The sequence below is a fragment of the Streptomyces sp. NPDC059785 genome (genome assembly GCF_042732375.1).
Classification (GTDB): Bacteria; Actinomycetota; Actinomycetes; order Streptomycetales; family Streptomycetaceae; genus Streptomyces.
The window spans coordinates 49,501-64,759 of sequence record NZ_JBHWHV010000043.1 but is presented as its reverse complement, the minus strand read 5'-3'; the positions used below and the strand labels follow the sequence as shown (position 1 = coordinate 64,759).

The 15,259-nt window shown below is 74.1% G+C and carries 11 protein-coding genes and 1 tRNA gene; 5 read left to right on the top strand and 7 right to left on the bottom strand.

Annotated features, from left to right (window positions below; all coding sequences use genetic code 11):
* Positions 1-8 precede the first annotated feature (8 nt).
* Positions 9-2,012, bottom strand: a complete 2,004-nt coding sequence (locus tag ACFV6E_RS28655) for a helix-turn-helix domain-containing protein (RefSeq protein ID WP_385465518.1) — start codon at positions 2,010-2,012, stop codon at positions 9-11.
* Between the two features lie 239 nt (positions 2,013-2,251).
* Here ACFV6E_RS28655 and ACFV6E_RS28650 point away from each other — a divergent pair, with 239 nt between their 5' ends.
* The 3 genes from ACFV6E_RS28650 to ACFV6E_RS28640 all read left to right on the top strand — a co-directional run bounded on the left by ACFV6E_RS28650 (position 2,252) and on the right by ACFV6E_RS28640 (position 5,533).
* The gene (locus tag ACFV6E_RS28650; protein WP_385465515.1) at positions 2,252-3,208 is read left to right on the top strand and encodes a dioxygenase; all 957 of its coding nucleotides are present in this window, start codon (positions 2,252-2,254) and stop codon (positions 3,206-3,208) included.
* Positions 3,205-4,302, top strand: a complete 1,098-nt coding sequence (locus ACFV6E_RS28645) for a maleylacetate reductase (RefSeq protein WP_385465512.1) — start codon at positions 3,205-3,207, stop codon at positions 4,300-4,302. The genes ACFV6E_RS28650 and ACFV6E_RS28645 overlap by 4 nt, the downstream gene beginning before the upstream one ends.
* A gap of 316 nt (positions 4,303-4,618) precedes the next feature.
* A complete protein-coding gene (locus ACFV6E_RS28640) occupies positions 4,619-5,533 on the top strand; it encodes a YceI family protein (protein ID WP_385172739.1) in 915 nt (304 codons plus the stop codon).
* Positions 5,534-5,621: 88 nt separating this feature from the next.
* Here ACFV6E_RS28640 and ACFV6E_RS28635 read toward each other — a convergent pair whose 3' ends face one another.
* Positions 5,622-5,918, bottom strand: a complete 297-nt coding sequence (locus ACFV6E_RS28635; protein ID WP_385465509.1) for a hypothetical protein — start codon at positions 5,916-5,918, stop codon at positions 5,622-5,624.
* A 255-nt stretch (positions 5,919-6,173) separates the two neighbouring features.
* On the opposite strand from ACFV6E_RS28635, the gene ACFV6E_RS28630 reads away from it, so the two are divergent.
* Positions 6,174-6,247 (top strand) — tRNA-Pro (locus ACFV6E_RS28630).
* 226 nt (positions 6,248-6,473) lie between these two features.
* Positions 6,474-8,171, top strand: a complete 1,698-nt coding sequence (locus ACFV6E_RS28625; RefSeq protein WP_385465506.1) for a hypothetical protein — start codon at positions 6,474-6,476, stop codon at positions 8,169-8,171.
* On the opposite strand, the gene ACFV6E_RS28620 is transcribed toward ACFV6E_RS28625, so the two are convergent.
* From ACFV6E_RS28620 to ACFV6E_RS28600, 5 genes are all read right to left on the bottom strand, one after another.
* Complete coding sequence (locus ACFV6E_RS28620) at positions 8,140-9,123, bottom strand: TauD/TfdA dioxygenase family protein (protein ID WP_385465505.1); 984 nt, start codon at positions 9,121-9,123, stop codon at positions 8,140-8,142. The genes ACFV6E_RS28625 and ACFV6E_RS28620 overlap by 32 nt on opposite strands.
* 193 nt (positions 9,124-9,316) lie before the next feature.
* A complete protein-coding gene (locus ACFV6E_RS28615; protein WP_385172409.1) occupies positions 9,317-11,536 on the bottom strand; it encodes an NADP-dependent isocitrate dehydrogenase in 2,220 nt (739 codons plus the stop codon).
* Positions 11,537-11,670: 134 nt separating this feature from the next.
* Positions 11,671-12,882: a mechanosensitive ion channel family protein gene (locus ACFV6E_RS28610; RefSeq protein WP_385465502.1), complete on the bottom strand. Its 1,212-nt coding sequence runs from the start codon at positions 12,880-12,882 to the stop codon at positions 11,671-11,673.
* Between the two features lie 335 nt (positions 12,883-13,217).
* On the bottom strand, positions 13,218-13,976 hold the full coding sequence (locus ACFV6E_RS28605) for a crotonase/enoyl-CoA hydratase family protein (RefSeq protein WP_385172404.1): 759 nt from the start codon (positions 13,974-13,976) through the stop codon (positions 13,218-13,220).
* Between the two features lie 77 nt (positions 13,977-14,053).
* Entirely contained in the window at positions 14,054-14,959 is a 906-nt protein-coding gene (locus ACFV6E_RS28600) for a YbhN family protein (RefSeq protein WP_385172401.1), read from the bottom strand.
* Between the last annotated feature and the right edge of the window lie 300 nt (positions 14,960-15,259).

Sequence of the window (15,259 nt, the reverse complement as noted above, 5' to 3'; positions counted from 1 at the left end):
GGGCGGAGTCAGCCGCGGTAGCCGCGCAGCTTCCGGTAGAGCGTGGCGCGGGCGATGCCCAGGGAGGCCGCCGCACGGGCCTTGTTGCCGCCGTGGCGGCGCAGCGCCTCCAGGATGGCGGTGCGCTCGGCCTGTTCCATCGGGCTGAGCGGGCGGGTCGCGGGCCCTTCGCGGACCGCGTCGGGCAGGTCGGCGCGCCGGACAGGACCGGTCGCCCTGCGCTGTTCGGCCAGCGCCCGCACCAGGTGCGCCAGTTCGGTGACGTTGCCCGGCCACGGGTGCCGCTCCAGCGCCCGCAGGGTGTCGAGGGCCCAGGTCAGCGGCGGCTGTCCGGCGCCGGGCCGCGGAGTCAGCACCGCGAGCAACTCCCTGATGTCCTCCGGGCGTTCGCGCAGCGCGGGCACGGTGACCGTGCGGGCGGCCAGCGTGTCGCGAAGCCGCTGGAAACAGGGGCCGGGCGTGGCGCCGGGCGCGTAGGTGATCAGCAGGGGCGCGCCCGGGTGCCCGTCCAGCAGGGAGTTGAGCGCGGCGATGTCGGGCTGGGCGAGCAGTTCGGCGTGCCGGAGCAGCAGCGTGTGTCCGGCGCCGGGTGGCGCGCCGTCGCCGCCGGACGCGGACGACCAGGACGTGGACGGGGGTACGGGTACGGGCGCGGCGCCGGTCGCCGCCCAGGTGCCGAGGGCGTGGCCGATCGCTCCGGCCGGTTCCTCCGCCGCGTCGAGGACCGTGACGGCACGGCCGGCCAGCAGCTCACGGGCCAGCGCCGTCTTGCCGGTTCCGCGCTCACCGGTCAGCAGGAGCGGTTCCGGGGAGCGGGCCAGCTCCGTCGCCCGGTCCACCGCGTGGAGCCAGGGCACGGAGCCGCCCACGAGCGAGATCCTGGGCCGCCGCGGGGCCGGTGCGGGCACCGGCCCCGGGTCCACGGGTTCCAGCACGGCGACGACACCGATGACGTGTCCCTGGTGCCGTACCAGTGAACCGTGGGCCGTGCAGCCGGCGTCGGCGGGCAGCCCGAGATCGAGCTCAGCAACGGCAGCGGCAACGGAATCAGGACCGGTGCCGGGCCCGCTCACCCCCGTGTCCAGTGCGTTCGCCGCGTCCGGTGCGGCAGTCGCGGCCGCCGTCAGCACCGCACGTGCCCGGCGTTCCAGCGCGTCCAGGGCTTCGGGGGACAGGAGGCGGGCCGCGGACTCGTTGACGAGGCGGTTGCGGCCGTCTACGGCGACGACCGCGCGGCGACGCTCTTCCGCCACGCGCGCGTAGGCGTCGAGCAGGACCCGGTCCGCGGTCCGTGACGGGGCGGGCAGTTCCGCCTCGACCGCCGCCGCGGCGGCCTCGGCGAGCGCCGCTCCCGGATGCGGGCCGCGCCCGGGGCAGAGCGCGGTCGCGACGGTCACCGTGCCGAGGACCCGGCCGGTGCCGGGCGTCAGCACCGGGACGCTGACCGCGGACACGTCCTGCCACAGGTCGAGGAAGTGCTCGGGGCCGTGGACCTCGGACCGGCGCCGGGTGCGCAGGGCCAGCGCCGCGCTGTTGTGCCCCACTTCCTGCTCGGAGAGGTCGGCGCACCGCCCGTGCCCCGGCGCGGTGCCCGCCGTCCACAGCACCCGGAGCCGTTCGTCGGTGAGCACCAGGTGGGACGGTCCGGTGCCGAGCGCGGGCGCGATGCGTTCGAGCACCGGCCGGGCGGCGGCGAGCAGCGCGGCCCCGGCCGGACGCGGTGGACCACCCGCGGCCCGCGCACCGTCGTGCCGTAGGTCGTCATGTCGTACGCCGTCTCGCCGTACGCCGTCTCGCCATACGCCGTCATTCCGTACGTCGTCGTGCCGCACCCCGTAGAACCGTGCGCGGCGCCAGGCGGCGACGATGTCGTCCGGTACGCCGTCGGGCAGCGGCCGACCGGTCAGGAACCGTTCGCGGGCCTGGCGCAGCGGCATCAGCCCGGGACGCCCGGCGGACCCGGAACGGCCCGTGGGCAGCGGGCAGGCAGGGGAGTGTTCTGCGGTGGTCACGACGCCTCTCACCACAACGGTCGTACGGCCGGTCCACCGTATCCGGCGACCTCGGGACACGGATCAGCGCCCCGGAATCTACGATTCCGCCCGCCCGGAACCGCCCGGAAGCCGCCTGGGAGCCGCCCGGAAGCCGCCCGAACGCCGCACGGTTGCCGTCCGGCGCGCCACGGCGGATCCTCGGACATGCCCGACGGGACGGCCGGCCCCGACCGGGGCAGCGGGACGAGGGGAGCGGGATGACAGCCGAGTTCACCGGAGAATCCATCAGCCACGAGACCGAAGACGTCACCGGCCATTCCACCGGCCACTCCACCAGCCGTTTCACCGGAGACTTCACCGGTGATCTCACGGGCGCCGTCGTCGACAGCTTCCGCGACACCGCCGACCCCCGGCTGCGCGAGCTGCTGAGCGCGCTCACCCGGCATCTGCACGCCTTCGTACGGGAGACGGAGCCGACCCTTCAGGAGTGGGAGCGGGCCATCGGCTTCCTCGCCGCGACCGGACAGGCGTGCACCGGGACCCGGCAGGAGTTCATCCTGCTGTCCGACGTGCTGGGCGTCTCGATGCTGGTGGAGACCCTGAACGGGCGGCGCGGTCCCGGTGCGACCGAGTCGACCGTCCTCGGCCCCTTCCACCTCACCGAGTCACCGGTGCGCGAACTGGGCGCGGACATCGACCTGGTGGGCAGCGGCGCACCCTGTGTGATCAGCGGCCGGGTGCTCTCCTCGGACGGCACCCCGCTGCCCGGCGCCGTCCTGGACGTCTGGCAGGCGGACACCGGGGGCCACTACGACGTCCAGCAGCCGGACGTCCAGCCGCCGGGCAACGGACGGGGACTGTTCACGGCCGACGACGCGGGCCGTTTCTGGTTCCGCACCTGTGTGCCGAGCCCGTACCCGATCCCCGACGACGGGCCGGTCGGCGAACTGTTGCGTGCGACGGCCCGGCACCCCTACCGCCCCGCCCACGTCCACTTCATCGCCTCGGCCGACGGGCACGCGCCCGTCACCACGCACATCTTCGTGGCGGGCGGCGCCTATCTGGAGTCCGACGCGGTGTTCGCCGTCAAGGAGAGCCTCGTCAAGGACTTCACGGGGACCGACGATCCGGAGCGGGCCCGCGAGTTCGGCGTACCGAACCCCTTCCGGCACGCCCGCTTCGACCTCGTACTGGAACCGGCGGAGCCGGCATGAACATCCCCGGCACCCCACCCGGGGCACCCGTGGCACCTCTCGGTTTCACCTGGGAGACGCTGCCCGTGCGGGTCGTCTTCCGGGCCGGCGCCGCGGTCACCGCGACACCGGGCGAGGCCGCCCGGCTCGGGCTGCGCCGGCTGCTCGTGGTGTGCGGCAGCCGCGGCGAGGCCACCGCGCGGGCGGTCGCGGACGCGCTCGGCGACCGTTGCGCGGGCCTCCACGCGGGGGCGCGGACGCACGTGCCCGTACCGGTCGTGGACCGTGCGGTCGAGGTGCTGCGCGCGGCCGGCGCGGACGGCTGTGTCGCGGTCGGCGGCGGCTCCGCGACCGGCCTCGGCAAGGCGCTGGCGCTGCGCACCGGACTGCCGCTGATCGCCGTGCCCTCGACCTACTCCGGTTCGGAGATGACCCCCGTCTGGGGCCTGACCGAGCACGGCGCCAAGCGCACCGGGCGCGATCCGGCCGTGCAGCCGCGCAGCGTCGTCTACGACCCCGAGCTCACCCGCTCGCTCCCCGTGCCGCTCTCCGTGACCAGCGGCATGAACGCCCTCGCACACGCCGCCGAGGCCCTGTACGCGCCGGACGCGGCGCCGCTCGTCCCGCTCATGGCGCAGGAGGGCGTACGGGCCATGGCCGGCGCGCTGCCCCGGGTGGCCGCCGCCCCGGGCGACCCGGCCGCCCGCGCCGACGCCCTGTACGGAGCCTGGCTCTGCGGCACCTGCCTCGGCGGTACGACCATGGGGCTGCACCACAAGCTGTGCCACGTCCTGGGCGGCACCTTCGGCCTGCCGCACGCCGAGACGCACACCGTGCTCCTGCCGTACGTGCTCGCCCACAACGCGCCCGCGGCGCCCGGTGCGCTGGCCGCGCTGGGCCGCGCCCTGTCGGCGGACGACGCGCCGCGCGCCCTCCAGGACCTGGCCGGACGGCTCGGCGCTCCCCGTTCCCTCGCCCAACTCGGTCTGGACAAGGCAGACTTGGCGGTGGCGGCGGAGCGGGCCACGAGCCAGGCGTACGCCAACCCGCGCGAGGTGACCGCGGCCGGCGTCCTCGGTGTACTGACGGCGGCGTGGGAGGGCGCGGCGGTCTGAGGGGCCGCGGACCGTCCGACAGAGACTCTCGGGTGTCTTGATTTGAGACACCCGTGTGCCCGCGCCCTGGTTCAAGATCGTCGCGGGCCGTCGCTCCACATCCGTGCGGCTCTTGGTGAGCGTCCCGGGCGATTCCCCCGGGGAGCGACCGGACCTTTTCGTGTTCCCTCGTTCCCTCACCGAAGCTTCTCCTCGCCGTACCGGCCGATGCGTACGGCCGGTGTCCGGCGAGGGCGGCCCCACCCGCAGAAGCAAATCCGAGTACCGCGGCAGCGGGCGATCCGGCCGCCGTGGTACGCGAAGAAAGGTGAACATCATGGCCCTCGCACTGCTGCGGCGCCGGCGGCCCAAGGGTGCCTCCGCCGGGGCGGCGGGCCTCTCGCTCCCGCTTCCCCACGGGGCGGGCGCGCTCGGCCGTGAGGTCGTGGACCCCATGGGCGAGCCCATGGGCGCGGCCGACGTCACGGTCACCGCCCTGGACACGCAACGCGTCGCCGCCCGCGGCACCACCGACCCGTACGGTTTCTTCCTCGCGACGCTGCCGCCGGGCAGATACAGCCTGATGATCTCCGCGGAAGGGCTCCAGCCGCACCGCGAGACGGTCGACGTCGTGGCCGGAACGGCGGCCCCCGCGGAGCGGGTCCGGCTCCAGACCGCCCGCCGCCTGGAACTGCCCTCGCCCGGCACCTGGCTCCTCGACCCGCCGCACACCGCGATCCGCTTCATCGCCAAGCACGTCGGCATGGCCCACGTCCACGGGCGTTTCGACCGCTTCGAGGGCGGCATCCAGGTCGCCCCCGAGATGACGGACTCCCGGGTCCAGGTCCGCATCGAGGCGGCCAGCATCACCACCGGCAACACCACCCGGGACAACCATCTGCGCTCCGCCGACTTCCTGGACGTCGAGCGGTACCCGTACATCGATTTCGTCAGTACGCGCTTCGCCTACCGGGGCGGCAGCAAGTGGACCCTCCAGGGCTCGCTGTCGATGCACGGCGTGAGCCGCTCGGTGGCGCTGGACACCACGTACCTGGGCACGGTCAACGGCGGTTACGGCGAGGAGCTGCGCTGCGCCGCGCTCGCCAAGGCGGAACTGCACCGCGAGGACTACACGCTGAACTACCGGTCCATGCTGGCCCGGGGCATCGCGGTGGTCGGCCCGACGGTCCAGCTCGAACTGGACCTCCAGGCGATGTACCGCACCCACGACACGCCCACCCCGCCGGAGTAGCCGGCGGGCGGGCACTCCTGCGGCCCCGTGGCGGACGGGCCGGGCCGCAGGAGTGCGTCGGTGGTGGCGCGGCCGGGACCTGCGGGCCCTACGCCTTGAACCGGCCGGTGCAGGCCAGACAGATGTGCTCGCTCTCGTACTCCGTGAGCGACGCGCTGGACACCAGGGTCCGCCTGCGCATCACCGTGCCCCAGAGCAGTCCCGCCACGGCGATGAGCAGACCCAGGAGCACGTGGTCGGACGTGGCCACGATGATGCCGGTGACGACCATGGCGAGCACCAGCAGATAGCGGGTGGCCGCGATCACCGGAGGCGCGTACTCCTCCTTCAGCGGTGAATCACCGGGCAGCGACGCCCAGTAGTGCGGCAGCTTCTCGACGTTCACCGACTGACACGAGGAACTCGGACACTGCATATCGACCCCCGATAGGCCAAGGGCATGTGACGGCAGGGTCCGAGGAGCCCGGGGTTCCGGCAAGTACCGGTTCGCATACTGTGACACGCGTCACCGCCCGCGGTCACGGGCGTCCCACCGGCCTCGCGGGCCGGATCCGGCCGGACCCGGCCGGTGGGCGAGGGTCCCGCGCGCGTGAGGTAGGGTTTACCTGCGTGATCACGCGGGACACCGCGCGGAACGCACCGGGACGTGGCGCAGCTTGGTAGCGCACTTGACTGGGGGTCAAGGGGTCGCAGGTTCAAATCCTGTCGTCCCGACGGTGCGAAGGGTCTTCGCAGGCGAGAGCCTGCGGAGGCCCTTTTTCGTGCGTCCTGGGACCCCGCCTCGCGTGCCCGGGGCCGTGTACGCCAAGCGGCCGGACTCCGTCCTGCGCCCGGTGCGGTGACGCAGTAGCTTGTCGTTGCTTATCCGGTTATTGCAGCCCTTGGTCCGACGTGCTCGTCCTCGGGTCGGGCGGACGTCACGGCCTGGAGGAGGTGACGGATGAGCGAGGGCGTCGATGCCGCGCTCACCGGTACCCGGCGGCCCGGCCCACCGGCGGCCGTCGGCACGCCGGCGGTCCGGTCGCGCGGCGGACTCCCGCTCGCCGTGGTGGCGGGCGCCTTCACCGCGGCCCAACTCGTGCTCGTCCCACCCTGGACCGGACTCGGCTGGGACGAAACGGTGTACGTCAGCCAGATCAGCGCCCACGCCCCGCCGGCGTTCTTCAGCGCGCCGCGCGCCCGCGGGGTCTCCCTGCTGGTCGCCCCGGTGACCTCCTGGTCGGAATCCACGACGCTGCTGCGGATCTGGCTGGCGCTGCTGTCCGGGCTCGGCCTCCACCTGGCGCTGCGCGCCTGGCGCGGCCTGCTCCCGGTGCGGCTCCTGGCCCTGGCGGGCGGGCTGTTCGCGAGCCTGTGGGTCACGGTCTTCTACGGCCCGCAGGCGATGCCCAACTACTGGGTGGCCGTCGGCGCCCTGGCCGCCGTCGGCTGCTTCCTGCGCCACCGGGCGGATCCGTTCGGCCGCGGAGCGCTGTGGGGCCTGGCCGCGAGCGCCGCGCTGATGGCGTTCATGCGCCCGACCGACGCGCTGTACGCGACCCTGCCCCTGCTGGCGCTGTCGGTGTGCGTGCCGGGATGGCGCGGGCCGCGCCCCGCGCTCGCGCTCGTGGCCGGACTGGCGGCCGGGGCGGCCCAATGGGTGGCGGAGGCGTACACCGGCTTCGGCGGCCCGGCGCGGCGGCTGGCCGACGGCTCCCGCATCCAGGGCGGGCTCGGCTGGCACAACGCCGTCGACGACCAGCTTCGCAGCCTCGGCGGGCGCGCCCTGTGCCGCCCCTGCACCGGCCCGCTGCCGGCCGTCGCGGTCACCGTCTGGTGGTACCTGCTGCCACTGCTCGCCGTCCTCGGGACGGCCGTCGCCGTGCGGGCCGGGCGCCCGGCCCGCACGCTCGTCCCGCTGGCCTGCGCCACCACCGCGGCCGTGCCCTACCTCTTCCTCATCGGCTACGCGGCCCCCCGTTTCCTGCTGCCCGCCTACGCGCTGCTCGCCGTCCCGGTCGCCGTCGGGCTGCACCACCTGGCCAGTGCCCCAACAGGCAACGTTCGCCCCGTCGCGACGCCCGGCACGCACTCTCGCCGCACCGGGCACAAACCCAAGTACGTCCAGTACGAGGGCTTGCGCCCGGCACGCCGAGAGCACGCACCGAACGCCGCTCCTTGGCGGGCAAACGTTGCCTGCCGGGGCACTGGAGCGCGGGACGGTTCCGCGCGGCCGGGTGCCGCGCCCCTGCTGCTGCTCGCCCTGGCCGCGCACCTCGCGGCGCAGTACGCCGTCCTCGCCACCACCGTGGACCGCGCCGCCGCGAACCGCCGCGACTGGGCCCGTACCGCGGCCGAGCTGCACCGGCTCGGTGTCCGTCCGCCGTGCCTGCTGACCGGGCCCGAGGCGCTGCCCGTCGCCTTCTACGCGGGCTGCGCCTCGGCCCAGACCAGCGGCCACAACGAGAGCGCGACCACCGAGGACATCCTGCGCAGCGCCCTGCGGATGCCGGTCGCCGCGCTGACCGCGCCCGGCGGCGGCCCGCCGTCGTACGCCCGTGCCTGGCCGTCCCGCCCGGTCGCCGGGATCCGGCTGTTCGTGGCGCCGGACGCGCGGTGCGCGCCGCCTACGCCGGGCTGTGCAGCGGGGCGCCCGTGATCGGTTCGGAGGGCCTGCCGTCCACGCCGTAGGGGATCTCGCCCGCGAGCATCACGCGGTGCATGACGCGCGGATGGTCCAGGCGCCCGGTGTCGGCGGGGGCGAGGTGGACGGTGGCCCGGTTGTCCCAGAAGGCCACGCTGCCGGGCTCCCAGCGGAACCGGACGGTGTACTCGGGCCGGGTGATCTGCTCGGTGAACATCTCCAGGAGCCGGGCGTTCTCCGCGCGCGACACATCCATGATCCGCTCGACGTAGTAGCCGTTGACGAACAGCAGGCGCTCGCCCGACTCCGGGTGGACCCGCACCAGCGGGTGGACGGTGGCGACCTGGTGGTCCTGGAGATGCTCCAGGTAGGCGTCCGGGCCGGGGCGCGACTGGTAGCCGACGCCGAGGCGGTGCTCCGCGCGCAGCCCGTCGGCGAAGCGCCGCACCGGCTCCGACAGGCCCTCGTAGGCCGCCGCCAGATTCGACCAGGTGGTGTCCCCGCCGTACGGCGGCACGGTCTCGGCGCGCAGGATGGTCGCCGCGGGCGGGTCCACCCGGGCGCCGTGGTCGCAGTGCCAGCCCCGTACGAGGGTGTGGCGGCGGCGCTCCAGCCACTCGTCCCGGTCCATGCCGTAGCGGCCCGCCAGCTCCAGGCGGTCGGCCGTCGTCTCGACCTCGGGGAACTCCGCGGGGGACGCGCCGCCCCGGGAGCGCAGGGTGACCGGCTTGCCGAAGCGGCGGGCGAGTGCCACATGGGCGGCGTGGTCGAGGCGCTGTCCCCGGAAGAACACCACCTTCCAGGCCAGCAGCGCCTCGCGGACGACCTGGACAGCCGCGTCGTCCAGGTCGCCGGCCAGGTCGACGCCGGTGATCTCCGCCCCGGTGTACCCGGTGACCGGCCGCACCTCGATCCCCGCGGCCGTACCGGTCGCTGTGTCCGTGTCCGTACCGGCGTCCGTCGTCACGTCCCACTCCGCTCCGTCGGCGGGCCGCGTCACGAAAGGCGCGCACCCGGTGGCCCATGCGACCCTTCGGGCCCGATGTCCCCGGGATCGCTACCCGGCCCCACCGCTGGTCGAACCCCGGTACGGGCGGCCGGAACGTGAGCCGCCCCCGGCCGGAAATCCGGTCGGGGGCGGCCCAGGGACGCGCCGGGTGTCAGGCGAGGGTCGCCAGCGCCTCGTTCAGGGTCGCCGACGGGCGCATGACCGCCGAGGCCTTGGTGACGTCGGGCTGGTAGTAGCCGCCGATGTCGGCGGGCTCGCCCTGGACGGCGATCAGCTCGTCGACGATTCGCTGCTCGCCCGCGGTGAGCGTCTCGGCGAGCGGGCCGAACGCCTTGGCGAGGTCCGCGTCGGCGCTCTGCTTGGCCAGCTCCTGCGCCCAGTACAGGGCCAGGTAGAAGTGGCTGCCGCGGTTGTCGATACCGCCGAGGCGGCGGCTCGGGGACTTGTCGTTCTCCAGGAACGTCGCGGTGGCCCGGTCCAGGGTGTCGGCGAGCACCTGGGCGCGCGCGTTGCCCGTGGTGTTCGCCAGGTGCTCGAAGCTGGAGGCCAGCGCGAGGAACTCGCCCAGGCTGTCCCAGCGCAGGTAGTTCTCCTTGACCAGCTGCTGGACGTGCTTCGGCGCGGAGCCGCCCGCGCCCGTCTCGAACAGGCCGCCGCCGTTCATCAGCGGGACGATCGAGAGCATCTTGGCGCTGGTGCCCAGCTCCAGGATCGGGAACAGGTCGGTCAGGTAGTCGCGCAGCACGTTGCCGGTGACCGAGATGGTGTTCTCGCCGCGGCGGATGCGCTCCAGGGAGAACGCCGTCGCCTCGACCGGGGCGAGGATCCGGATGTCCAGGCCCTCGGTGTCGTGCTCCGGCAGGTAGGCGTTGACCTTGGCGATGAGCTGCGCGTCGTGCGCGCGCGTCTCGTCCAGCCAGAAGACGGCCGGGTCGCCGGTCGCGCGGGCGCGGGTGACGGCGAGCTTGACCCAGTCCTTGATCGGGTCGTCCTTGGTCTGGCAGGCGCGGAAGATGTCACCGGCGGAGACGGTCTGCTCCAGTACGGCGTTCCCGGCCGCGTCGACCAGGCGGACGGTGCCGGTCGTGGCGATCTCGAAGGTCTTGTCGTGGCTGCCGTACTCCTCGGCCTTCTGCGCCATCAGACCGACGTTCGGGACCGAGCCCATGGTCGACGGGTCGAAGGCGCCGTGGGCGCGGCAGTCGTCGAGGACGACCTGGTAGACACCGGCGTAGCTGCTGTCCGGGAGGACCGCGAGGGTGTCGGCCTCTTCGCCGTCCGGGCCCCACATGTGACCGGAGGTGCGGATCATGGCGGGCATCGAGGCGTCCACGATCACGTCGGACGGCACGTGCAGGTTGGTGATGCCGCGGTCGGAGTCGACCATGGCCAGCTCCGGGCCCTCGGCGAGCTCGGCGTCGAAGGACGCCTTGATCTCGGCGCCCTCGGGCAGCGACTCCAGGCCCTTGTAGATGCCGCCGAGACCGTCGTTCGGGGTCAGGCCCGCGGCGGCCAGGGTCTCGCCGTACTTCGCGAAGGTCTTCGGGAAGAAGGCGCGCACCACGTGACCGAAGACGATCGGGTCGGAGACCTTCATCATCGTGGCCTTCAGGTGCACGGAGAACAGCACGCCCTCGGCCTTGGCCTTGGCGATCTGCGCGGTCAGGAACTCGCGCAGTGCGGCGACGCGCATCACGGAGGCGTCCACGACCTCACCGGCGAGCACGGGTACGGACTCGCGCAGCACGGTGGTGGTGCCGTCGTCGCCCTTGAGCTCGATGCGCAGCGCACCGTCCTCGGCGATCACGGCGGACTTCTCGGTGGAGCGGAAGTCGTCGACGCCCATGGTCGCGACGTTCGTCTTCGACTCGGCGGTCCACTTGCCCATGCGGTGCGGGTGGGCCTTGGCGTAGTTCTTGACCGAGGCGGGGGCGCGGCGGTCGGAGTTGCCCTCGCGCAGGACCGGGTTCACGGCGGAGCCCTTGACCTTGTCGTACCGGGCGCGGATCTCCCGCTCCTCGTCGGTCTTCGGGTCGTCCGGGTAGGCGGGCAGCGCGTAACCCTGCTCCTGGAGCTCGGCGACCGCGGCCTTGAGCTGCGGGATCGAGGCCGAGATGTTCGGCAGCTTGATGATGTTGGCCTCGGGCGTCTTGGCCAGCTCACCGAGCTCGGCGAGCGCGTCGGGGATGCGCTGCCCCTCCTCGAGGTACTCGGGGAAGACGGCGATGATCCGCCCGGCCAGCGAGATGTCACGGGTCTCCACAGTGACACCGGCCTGCGACGCGTACGCCTGGACCACCGGCAAGAACGAATGAGTCGCCAGGGCCGGGGCCTCGTCTGTGTGCGTGTAGATGATGGTCGAGTCAGTCACCGGGTGCTCCGCTCCACGTCTGCAACATTGCTCGACATCAAGATATCTCGTGACCGACGCCCGTTCGACAAGGCCCCGCCCAGCCTCCGGCCGGAGGCTGGGCGGGGCGGGCCGGGACAGCCGGGCGCGGCGGGCTAGGACAGCCGGGTGCGTGCCTCCCGTTGGTGCGGTATCCCCGGCTCGGGCGGGACCGCCTCCGCGGCTACGGGCACCACCGCCTCCGTGGCGGCGGGCGTGGCGGCGGTCGGCAGCGGGTCGACGACGGTGACGGGTCCCACCGGGTCGACCGCCGCGATCAGGGTCTCCGGCAGCGGCGGCGCGCCCTGCTGGAGGGCGACCGTGCGCGCGGGCGACGGGATGCGGATGCCCTCCTCCCGGTACCGCTTGTGCAGCCGCTTGATGAACTCGTGCTTGATCCGGTACTGGTCGCTGAACTCGCCGACGCCCAGGATCACCGTGAAGCCGATCCTCGAGTCGCCGAAGGTGTGGAAGCGGACCGCGGGCTCGTGCTCCGGCACGGCGCCGGTGATCTCCGTCATCACCTCGGCGACGACCTCGGTGGTCACCCGCTCGACGTGGTCCAGGTCGCTGTCGTAGCCCACGCCGACCTGGACGAGCAGGGTCATCTCCTGCTCGGGCCGGGTGAAGTTGGTCATGTTGGTGCCCGCGAGCTGGGCGTTCGGGATGATCACCAGGTTGTTGGAGAGCTGCCGGACCGTCGTGTTCCGCCAGTTGATGTCGACGACGTAGCCCTCCTCGCCGCTGCTCAGCCGGATGTAGTCGCCGGGCTGGATCGTCTTCGAGGCGAGGATGTGCACGCCCGCGAAGAGGTTCGCCAGGGTGTCCTGGAGCGCGAGGGCGACCGCGAGACCGCCGACGCCCAACGCCGTGAGCAGCGGGGCTATCGAGATGCCCAGCGTCTGGAGCACCACCAGGAAGCCCATCGCCAGCACCACGACGCGGGTGATGTTGACGAAGATCGTGGCCGAGCCCGCCACGCCCGACCGGGACTGCGCGAGCGCCCGGACCATACCCGTGATCAAGCGGGCCGCGGTGACCGTCACGACCAGGATGAGCAGCACGGTCAGGGTCCGGCTCACGTTCCGCCCGAGCGCTCCGGTCAGCGGCAGCGCGGCGGCGGCCGCACCGGCGCCCGCGAAGACGGCGGCCCACGGCACCAGGGTGCGCAGGGCGTCCACGATGAGGTCGTCCCCGCTCCAGCGGGTGCGCAGGGCGTGCTTGCCCAGCCAGCGCAGCAGCATGCGCAGCAGCAGGGCCGCCAGCAGACCGGCGGCCACGGCGATCCCGGCGACGATCAGATCGTCCAGGGTGAGGGCGCGCTTCACCGCCCGCCTCCCGTGCGTCCGAGAGGAAGGCCCGCGGGCCTGATGTGCTGTGTCGTCACTTGCCACCTGCTCGAATGAGGAGAACGCGCGATCGGGCCCGGACGGCTGCGCGGCCGTCGGGGACGCCCGTTCATCCTGCCGCATCCGGGTGCATGACCGTCACCAGTACTGCGCAGAACGGACATGGGGATCGCCGGCCTCCGGTGAGCGGGCCAGGCCGCTCGCCTCAGTGGCGCCGGCCCGGCCCAGCCGTCACGCGCGGGGCGGCCCGTCCGCCGACCGAACGGACGGGGGCGGGCCTCCCGCTACTCGAACGGACGGGGGCGGCCCTGCCGCTACTCGAACGAACCGTGCCGTCCCGCCCCCGCCGCGAACCGTGCCGCCCCCTCGAGCCCCTCGGCCAGGACGGCCGTGCCGTGGCGGAACTCGTTCCGCAGCGCCGCCGTCTCCTCCAGGCACTCCCCTTCCAGCACGGAGGCGCGGTCGCCGCGCAGGCACGCCTGCGGGAACCCGGCGACGACGGCGGCCAGTTCCTCGGCCGCCGCGCGGGCACCGCCCACCGGGACGACCCGGTCGGCCAGCCCCATCCCGTACGCCTCGGCGGCCGGCACCGGGCGGCCGGTGAGGATCATGTCCAGGGCACGGCCCGTGCCGACGAGCCGGGGCAGGCGTACGGTGCCGCCGTCGATGAGCGGCACGCCCCAGCGGCGGCAGAAGACCCCGAAGACGGCGTCCTCCTCGGCCACCCGCAGATCGCACCAGAGCGCCAGTTCCAGGCCGCCCGCGACGGCGTGGCCCGCGACCGCGGCGATCACCGGCTTGGACAGCCGCAGCCGGGTGGGCCCCATCGGGCCGTCCCCGTCCGGCTCGATCCGGTTGCCCTGCCCGGTGCCCACGGCCTTGAGGTCCGCGCCCGCGCAGAACGTGCCGCCCTCCCCCCACAGCACCGCCACCCGCGCCGTGCCGTCCGCCTCGAACGCGCGGAAGGCGGCGGCCAGTTCGGCGGCGGTGGGGCCGTCCACCGCGTTGCGGGCCGCGGGGCGGGAGAGGACGACCGTGGTGACGTGTCCCTGGCGTTCGGTCCGTACCGGCATCCGGGCTCCCCTCCGCGTCCGTACGCGTCGGGGCGGCAGGCTACTCCCGCCGGGCACCCGTGCGGGAGGCGGCGGCGTCAGATGACCTTCAGACGCAGCAGCGCGCCCAGCGTCAGCGCCCCCGGCAGCAGCGGCAGCCAGACGGTGATGATCCGGTACGCCAGGACGGCCGCCGTCGCCAGGGCCGCCGGGCTTCCGGCGCCGACCAGGGTCACCACGAGCGCCGCCTCGACGGAGCCGAGGCCGCCCGGCACCGGCACCAGCGCGACGGCGACCGTCGCCGCCAGGTACGCCACCACCATGTGCACCGGGGACACCGGCAGGTTCAGCGCGAGCCCCACGGCGGCCAGTCCGGACGCCTGGAGCGCGGGGAACGCCAGCGAGCCGCCCCACAGGGCGAGCGCGCGGCACGGCCGGGTGTGCACCGAACGTGCCTCGCCCAGGGCGGTCCGCAGGAAGGAGACCAGGGGCGTGCGCAACCGCCGTACGAGGAGCAGGGCCGCCGCGGCGCAGAGCACCGCCGCCCCGCCGAGCAGCAGCGGGCCGACCGCACCGGCCGGTACCAGGGGACCGAGCCGCAGCGCGTCCGGGAACGCGATCAGCAGGGCGAGCAGCAGCCCGACGCGGGTGATCGACTCGGCGAGCAGATACAGGGCGAGCGCGGCCGACGAACGGGCCGTCGGCACCCCGCACACCGCCATGAAGCGGAGGTTGACCGCGCCCGCGCCGAGGCCCGAGGGCAGCAGATGGTTGGCGGCGCCCGCCGCGAACTGCGTGGCGAGCAGCCGGCGCCTGGGCAGCCGCTCGGCGACCGCGCCCTGCCGGGTGACGGCCGCGGCGACCCAGGTCAGACAGGTCGCGGCGCAGGCCGCCGCGAGCCACGGCCACTCGGCGCGCCGCAGCTGGCCGAGGCCCTCCGCGACGACCGGCCAGTGGTGCACCGCGATGAGCAGCACCGCGGCGAGCGGGACCAGGCACAGCACCTGGCGGACCGGAAGGCGTCGGAAGAACTCGGGCCGGAGGAGGCCGCTTCGGGAAAGCCCGTGGGGGAGGCGTACCGCTGTCACATCGCAAGAGGCTTTCCGTGCCGCGCCAACAGCGGGTTGCGGGCACGGGACCGGCGGCTGACACGCCGGGCAAGGACAGGCGCCCGGGGCGGCGGGCGTGGGATGAAGGCGGGCGGGCGCGGACGGGGGCGTCGTGGCACTGCCCGGGTCGGCGGGGGACGGCCGGGGTGCCGTCGTGCCGGCCGGCTCGGCGGGCGTGGGGCGTAGGCCGGCGGG